Genomic DNA, 7,841 nt, shown 5'->3' with positions numbered 1-7,841 from the left:
GCGCGCGTCCTCCTCCGGAGGAACGACGCACGACCCTACGGGTCGTAAAGACGACGAAACCCTACGGGTTTCCCAAACCATTCCTCCGGAATAGTTTGGTGAATTCCTCCGGAATTCCCGCATGGGCGGGGTGGGTTGTGAGGGTGGGTTCGGCGAGTATGGGAGTCGTGGTGGTGCATGACCCTACGGGCCATCACAAGCCAGGCGCGACAAGAGTCCTGACCGTTCGCCGGGCGACACGACCTCACCTGACGGAGCACGGGGGACCGTGGTGCCCGAACCCTCCGGGCCCGGACACCCGCACCAGGATGCCAAACACGCCAGCAACGATCGAGAGAATCGGACAGCACCAGCAGACCAGACAGCGGCCCCGGTGTGACTCAAACCGAGAGCTAGATAAGAACATGACGCAGTACCCCCCACCCCTGCACCCCACCAGGACCCCGGAAAAACCCCGAACGGAAAAGCCACCGGCCACCCCGAAAAGAAAAGCCCCACCCACCCGTGAGAGAAAGCCGATCCACAAGAGCCACTGACAGGACGACACCAACCCTGCCCACCACACCCGCTGACGGACACGCACCGCCCACCTGAGGCCACCCCCAACCCCACCCTGTCGACACCCAGCCGACCGGGCATCGAGGGGCGGAGGAGACCTCAGCCACCTAATACCTACGAAGATCAAGAAAGCGCTGGTCAGGGGCGTGGGAGCCCTGCGATAGGCCCCCTGAGGAGGGACATAACGCTGGCGATGTGTCCCTCCTCAGGGGGCGTTGAAGGGGCGCAATGTCAACTGGACTCGACACGCGGAGTGCTCGCGTGTCAAGCAGAGGCGACATGGGGGCCAGCGGGTTCATGACGGCACGGCTGGGCGCCACGAGTGAGTTGTGTCCCCCAGGAGGGACACAACTCGTCCTTCATGTCGTGTCGAAGCGACATCCATGTCAAGCCCAGGTGACATACTGCGGCCGGAACGACGAACCAGATGCTGGGAGAGCAACCTCGTGCCAACCGAGCCGCAGCGTCGCAGGACCGGTCCCCGCGGCGAGCCGCAGCCCAAGCTGCCACTGACCGATCCAGCTGACGCCTTCAACCAGCATCTGGCCCCCGTCAGAGGGCTCGACGACGTCGCCCGGCAGTACCCCGGGCGGAAGCTCACCCTGGAAAGCCAGCGGAAGCCCCTGGAGTTCTACGGGCAGCCGGACCAGCCGAACGCGTTCTCCATGGACAGCCTGGAGTTCTTCTTCGTCATCGCACAGTTCTTCCGCGAGGCCCTGCCCCTTCGGATGATCCTGCTCCTCATCGCCTGTCAGCGGGCCGGCGGGCGCATCCCCCTGACCCAGGACGAGATGGCCACGGTGCTGGACGTGTCCCGGACGAAGGCCAACGAGGCCCTGGGCGAGGTCATGTTCCACGGCATCGTGTTCAAGGTGAAGCGCGGGGTGTACCAGTTCAACCCGCCCTACAGCTACCGCGTAGCCGAGTTCATCCCTGGTACCGAGACGACGCCGGCGGAGTACGTGAAGGTCGACCAGCACGCGACGATCGCTAAGATCCGGTCCGACCAAAGCCTCCCGGATCTAGTGCGCTTCCCCTCATTGGAGAAGATGCGCCAGGAGATCGAGAGGCTGCGGAAGGAACGGGCCGAGCAGCGTGAGCAGCGCCGCCGGGACCGTGCTCAGCGTCTGGAGAAGGGGATCGATCTGTGAGTCTGCATTTCGCTGCAGTCAATGCCGAGGGCATCGTCGCCGACCTGGACCTGCTGCCCGCCGCCTACCGAGTCCTGCTGAAGCTCCGTGCTCACAGCGAGCCAGGCGGCCGCATCGAGATCGACCAGATCACCATCGCCGGCATGCTCCACCTCAGCCGAGCAGCCGTGAACGCCGCCATGCGGGACCTCGACCTGGCCCAACTCGTCACGAAGCAGCGCGCCGGGATCTACCAGATCAACGCCATGCTCGCCCCCTACCTCTCCCCCGAGGACGCAGTGGCCGCCATCAAGACGATGCCGGCCGAGCAGAGACTCAACTCCCCAGGCTTCGTCGACCGCTACAAGAGCGCCGCAGCCGCCTACCAGGACCAGCTGGAGACCAAGCGACGCGAGCGAGAGAAGCAGAAGCGCCGCCAGGTACTCAAGGCAGTCTCCTGACCGATGGTGCTTTCGCCTTGCGACGCACGTCCTCGAGGCGTCCCCGCAGTTCGGACTTAATCCTTGCCGGGACCACGCAGGGCCATGTGGCGCTTCAAGGCCTCCGCTCGCAGCCGCTCGGTCAGCCGGCTTCGGTCTGCTCCGTGAGTCTTGTTGCGATGGCAGTTAGGGCACAGAGCGATCATGGCGCTCGGGTAGTCGCGCCCGCCTGAGGCATGGTTGTCGATGTGATCGACTTCGAGCAGCGGCCTACCCGCTGCCGTGCGATACGGAAGGTTCGGAAGGAGACACTCAGGGTTCTCACAGCGGCCTTTGCTGCGCCTGAGTACCTCTCGGGTTGCCGCACCGTCCCGGTGACGACGCTCTGCCGTCGTCTCTCGCCGGACCCCGTGCTTCCCTGCTGCTTCACGTTCCAGCAGCGCATCGCACGCCGCGTTGTAGGCCGCAGTGTCCGAAGTGGACCGAACCCGCATCCGCTGCGGCGCATACGCGACTGGTTCGAGCCAGCAATTGCTGTCTCCGCGTTCTCCAGTTGCCGTCGCCTTGCGTAGTTCAGTTGACGAGACCTCCAGCCACTGAGCAAGGGACGGCATCCTTTGCTGCCGATTCGTCACCTTTGCAGCCTCTATGGGCTTTGCCCAGCCGTAAGGGCAAGTACTGCTGATCTCCCACGGCACCACATGGGGGCCACAGACAGCTAAGACGCTCTTAACCCCAACGCCGAACCTCCCAATCTCTCCCCCTCGCTTCCTGGCCGCAGACATCCTGAGGATCGTTGCGGCGCCCTCAGCGCCAATCGCGTCGTGCATGTGTCCCTCCCCGACGGCATCGACCTGCCAGGGTTACACGAGGCACTGACACGCAGTTCCGCTTCAGTCAGGCTCGAGATGCGCTTGTGATGCCCCACTTCCTGGGAAGGAGCGAGAGTCGCACCGCAGCGCCCGATTGTGGCTGGCCTCCTCTTAGCAGGGCTCCTGGTCCCCTCCTGCGGGCGCAGACCGCTCGATAGGGTGCCCTTGCCGAGGGCTGCCTCGGTCCCCTGCGCCAAAGCGCCACGGCGCGGGTGGTCTGGGACGAGCAGGGGGTTTGGGTGACGGACGTTTCGCCCGCGCAGGCGATGGCCCGAGCGACGGCCGTCGGTGGACGGGTGGCCGACCTGATGCGACGGGAGCCTCAAGGAGAGGACCAGACGTGCCCGTGGGAGCTCGTCGTCACTCTCAGCGGCAGCCCCGAGGACCGGGCAGCCGCAGGGTGGATAGTCGCCGACGAGATCATGCGGGAACGCACTGACGGGCGTGCACGGAGCTACGGCCAGTGGCGCGAGGCCACCCTGAACGGGGAGAAACTGACCGGGAAGGATCACCTCCTGGTGGAGCACTTCGCGAAGCCCGTCTTCGAAGCGGCAGCCGCGAAGAAGAAGGGCAACCACGGCCTGGCCGGTTACGTCGGCGAGTGGCTCTGGTACCTCCTGACCCGCGACCTGCCTAAGGATCCCGCGCGCGCCGTGGAGATCCTCGGACCGCCGAAGGCCGCCGTCAACGACGGAGGCGGCGACGGACTCATCGTCTACCGGGAAGGTGGAACGGACCGGGGCTTCTCCTTCCGTCTATGGGAGATGAAGAAGTACACCGGCAAGGCGAACCGGGCGGATGGGGCGATCCACAAGGGCTGGACGCAGCTCAGCACCAAGGGCGCGACCTACCTGGGGATGCTTTCCTGGGGCGACAAGCTGCTCGCTGACGACACCCGGGAATTCGTGGGCAGCCTGACCGAGCAGTGGGTCGATGAGGAGGAGTCGGCCGGCGGCGGGGTCAGCGTCGCGCTGAATACCACGGCGATCCCGACGAAGGCTTTCCACCTCGCGCACCAACACTTCACCACCCACAAGCACCCCGGCGCACTGCAGGGCCTGGTGGTGGCGATCGACGACCTTGAGGGCTTCGCCCATGAGGTGAGGGAGTACGTGTGGACCGCACTCTAGACCCGGCCGTACTCGCGACCGCCCTCGGCGAACACCGCCCCGGCGGGGTCCTGCCCTCGGCGCAGGACCTGCTGGCGGCCATCACCGAGCTGGAGATTGCCGCCTTCCGCAGGGACCATGAGATTCCGGACGACGTGCTGGCGACAGCGTGGCTCCTGCACGGACTGGCCGCGGTCGAGCCCGAGACGCCCGGGTTCGACCCAATGCGGACTCGGCAGGCCCTCGCTGTCAGCGCGCACGTGATGGACCTGGCCCTGGCCGACGAGCGACACTCCCCCACCGAGCGGCTGAGGATCGCCTTCGCCGCCCAGGCCGGGTACCGCAGGTGCGAGCAAGAGCCCAATGCCACCGCGGTCTACCGCCAGGTCAAGAACCTGGTGAACTTCACCTCCTCGCTCCCGGCGCACCTCGACACCCTGGCCCTGGAGGCCGGCGTCGTCTTCCTGGCGTTCGATCGGCCCGACCTGAACCGGGCCCTCTCCGCTTGGCGCCGCCAGTTCGCGGAGCTGCGGACTCTGATGAGCGATGAACCGCTGGCGGGCACAATGTACGGACCCGCTGAAGCCGTGGTTGAAGCGGTCCACTTCCTTCGCCTGTTCCTCTCGTTCGGAGATTCGGACCGTCTGCACGAGGCGCAGGACCTACTGGGCAGCGTGCTGGACGGGCGCGCCGGCCGCAGTGATCCGGCCGCCCGGTGGGTCGCGGCCCACCTTCTCGGCCTCAGCGGCGAGATGGCCGCCAGTAGCCTGTACACGCTGCTCCCCGAGGGGACGCCGGATGCGGTTGCGCGGACCTTCGCCGTGTCTCACCCGCCGGTGATGACTCTGTGGCGCCCGCAGCGCCAGCTGCTGAACCTGGAGCGGGGTAACCCGGTCGACCCCGGCACCAGCCGGAGCCTGATCAGCGTGCCAACCAGCGCGGGCAAGACGCTGATGGCCCAGCTGGTCATCTGCTCTCACCTGGCACAGAAGCCCGGCCGCGTGGTCTACGTCTCGCCGATGCGCAGCCTCGGCCGGGAGATGCGGGCCGCGCTGCGCGGCCGGCTGCGGCTGATGGAACGCAAGCTGGTCGCCGAGCAGCCGGACTTCCCGCTCGCCGACGGCAGCGGGTCCCTCGTCGGAGACGTAGACGTTGTGACCCCGGAACGGCTCATGCACACGATCCGCAACAACCCAGGTGGAGCGCTGGACGACGTCAGCCTCATCGTCGTCGACGAGGCCCACCACCTCACGCAAGGACGGCGCGGCTTCGTGCTGGAGAGCCTGCTCGCCCTCCTGCGAAACCGCCCCGACATCCGGCTGGTGCTGCTGTCAGCCGCTGTCGGCAACCGGGCTGCCCTGGCTTCGTGGCTGGACCCGACTCGGCCGGCCCAAGAGGTGTACTTCACCGACGACTGGCGCGGCCCCCGGCGTCTGCACGGCCTCATGTACCCGCAGCTGCTCAAGAGCCAGGCCGTGCGCACTCCGCGCAAGCGGAGCAAGAATCACTCGTCCACTACCCGGGCCAGCGTTCCGATAGCCTCCCGGCTCGACGTCCGGCCGACCGCCACCAGCGGCACCTTCGGTCTGACTATCCCCAGCGTCGGCACCAGGGCGTATGCCTCCCCCAGCTCCTGGCAGTGGAACAGCAGCACCAGGCTCGGCGGCGGCACCGCGGACTACGAGGTGTTCGCCGTCGGCGCCGCTGCCCTGACCCGTGCCGGCAGTGTCCTGATGGTCGTCGCCAGCAAAGTACTCGCCAGGAACGCCGCCCACGCCATGGCCGAGCGGTTGGCTGTCCGCCCCGAGGCGGCGGCGCTTACCGAGTTCCTGGCCGAGACCCTCGGTGAGCAGCACCCTCTGGTCAACTGCACCCGCCACGGCGTCGCCTTCCACCACGGTGACCTCCCCGACGACGTCCTCCACGCCGTCGAACAAGGGCTTCGCGACGGGGACCTGCTGGCCATCGCCAGCACCACCACCCTCACCGACGGCGTCAACCTCCCGGTTCGCACCGTCATCATCAATCACACGGTCCAGGGCGATCCAACGCGCGGCAACCAGCGCAGTCTCAGTCCTGCGGAGCTGTTGAACGCCATCGGCCGGGCTGGCCGGGCGGGTCGTGAGAGCGAGGGGTGGGTCATCCTCACCCGCCCCTATCCTCCCCGGCCAGAAGAGTTCGAGACACTCACCCCCGACACCGAACAGCTCACCGTCACGTCCGAACTGCTGAGTGAGGAAGCGCTGTGGGCACTTGCACAGGCTGAGCGGGAGCTGCAGCATTCTCTCGACGCTCTGTTCGGCGTGATGGGGAATGTCGCGGCCGACTTCGCCGCGTTCGTGTGGCTCGTCCTGCAGACCCATGCCGAGACCCTCCACGCACCCGGCGACCGGCTGGACCCGGTGCGATCGCTCCTCGCGATGAAGCAGGCCGACGACGAGACCGTCCCGGCCCGCTGGATGGCCCTTGCGGAGCAGGTCGCTACGGTCTACGACTCCACCGACCCTGGCACCGCACGTCGCTGGGCCAGCACCGGCACTTGCGTCGGATCCGCGCGCTTCCTCGACAGCATCGCTCAGCGCCTCGCGGAGCATCTGGTCGCCCAAGCAGCCCCCGTAGACACTCTGGACGAGATGAGCATCTTCTTCGAGCCGCCCGAATGGCCGCTCGAGCAGACCCTGAGCTTTCTAGCCGAGCAAGATGTCTTCGGGAGCCTTCTGGCGCTGCCCGAGACCCGCGGATGCTGGAAGTTCGATGGCACAGGGGCCTACGCCCCCGACGTGCCGATCAGCGACGCGATCCGGAGCTGGATCTCCGGCACCTCCATCCCGGAACTGGCCCGCATCTGGATGCCCGACAGTGAGCCGGCTGATCCGAAGCCGCTGGAGCAGGCCGTACACAGCATCAGCAAGGCCTTCGAGCACGCGATCAGCTGGACAGCCGGCGCCTTGGTCAACCTCGTCAACAGCCATCCCCTACTGACCCCCACCACGCCCCGCCTGTACGCACACACGGCCTGGCACATCCGGCACGGCGTTGATACCGCGCAGGCGATCACCCTGCTCACCTCCGGCATCACCTCTCGCCGCCTGGCCCAGCAGATCGGCCGCACCGCGGCAGATGCCCGCATCGGCTCCAATGACCTCCGCACCTGGCTCGCCGAACAGGAGATCGATGGCTGGATCACTACGTACAACGCCAACACGTACGAGGTCGAGGACCTCCTCGACTACGTGAGCAAGCCGGCCAACCCGCTCAATGAACTGCTGCGGGGGCGCCCAGTGACCACCCCTCTGACACGAATAGGCTGGGGCGCCGAGAACGGGCCCGTCACCCTGAGCCGCCCAGGCAAAAAGCCGACGCCCATTAAGGTCAGCCGCGACGCTGCCCAGATCGCGACGATCCCCGCCGCCCGGCACCACGCCGTCCTCACCATGATCGATAGCGGTCTCGACCTCACCCACCACCTTGAGGCCGGGCAGCTGGTCACCTCCCTGGCCATGTCCAGCCTGTAATCACCTCCAGCCCAGGGCGGCGAACCCACGGCCCCTCAGACATCGATGTAGGCCACGACGATCATCGTTATCTGGGGTTCGCGGGGTGTGTTGCAGGTCAAGCTCATGTGGCTGTGTGAGGGACGTTAGGCACGGTTCTGTCGGCTGGCCAGCGGCAAGTTGTGTCGCCAGCCGAGTTCACGACCGGGAGCGACCCTGCCGACGCCGTTGCGCCCGG

General features: G+C 66.9%; 5 protein-coding genes. 4 read left to right on the top strand and 1 reads right to left on the bottom strand.

The annotated features are described in order from the left end of the window. The first annotated feature begins 1,004 nt into the window (after positions 1 to 1,004). Positions 1,005 to 1,709 carry a hypothetical protein gene (locus ACZ32T_RS33330; protein WP_467371113.1) on the top strand — a complete coding sequence of 235 codons (705 nt, stop codon included), beginning with the start codon at positions 1,005 to 1,007 and terminating at the stop codon, positions 1,707 to 1,709. Then, positions 1,706 to 2,149, top strand: coding sequence for a MarR family transcriptional regulator (locus ACZ32T_RS33325; protein WP_467371111.1), 444 nt, complete (start codon positions 1,706 to 1,708; stop codon positions 2,147 to 2,149). The genes ACZ32T_RS33330 and ACZ32T_RS33325 overlap by 4 nt, the downstream gene beginning before the upstream one ends. Before the next feature lie 56 nt (positions 2,150 to 2,205). Here ACZ32T_RS33325 and ACZ32T_RS33320 read toward each other — a convergent pair whose 3' ends face one another. Next, positions 2,206 to 2,622 carry an HNH endonuclease signature motif containing protein gene (locus ACZ32T_RS33320; RefSeq protein ID WP_467371123.1) on the bottom strand — a complete coding sequence of 139 codons (417 nt, stop codon included), beginning with the start codon at positions 2,620 to 2,622 and terminating at the stop codon, positions 2,206 to 2,208. A 617-nt stretch (positions 2,623 to 3,239) separates the two neighbouring features. Between ACZ32T_RS33320 and ACZ32T_RS33315 the strand changes: the two genes are divergently transcribed. Together ACZ32T_RS33315 and ACZ32T_RS33310 are read left to right on the top strand one after the other, a co-directional pair. Then, positions 3,240 to 4,130 carry a hypothetical protein gene (locus ACZ32T_RS33315; protein WP_467371109.1) on the top strand — a complete coding sequence of 297 codons (891 nt, stop codon included), beginning with the start codon at positions 3,240 to 3,242 and terminating at the stop codon, positions 4,128 to 4,130. Continuing rightward, entirely contained in the window at positions 4,115 to 7,624 is a 3,510-nt protein-coding gene (locus tag ACZ32T_RS33310) for a DEAD/DEAH box helicase (RefSeq protein ID WP_467371107.1), read from the top strand. Before ACZ32T_RS33315 ends, ACZ32T_RS33310 begins: the two co-directional genes overlap by 16 nt. Positions 7,625 to 7,841 lie beyond the last annotated feature (217 nt).

Source organism: Streptomyces sp. NPDC023573, assembly GCF_055559735.1.
Note: the sequence above shows the minus strand (reverse complement) of the source record. Positions and strands in the feature narration are given on the sequence as shown.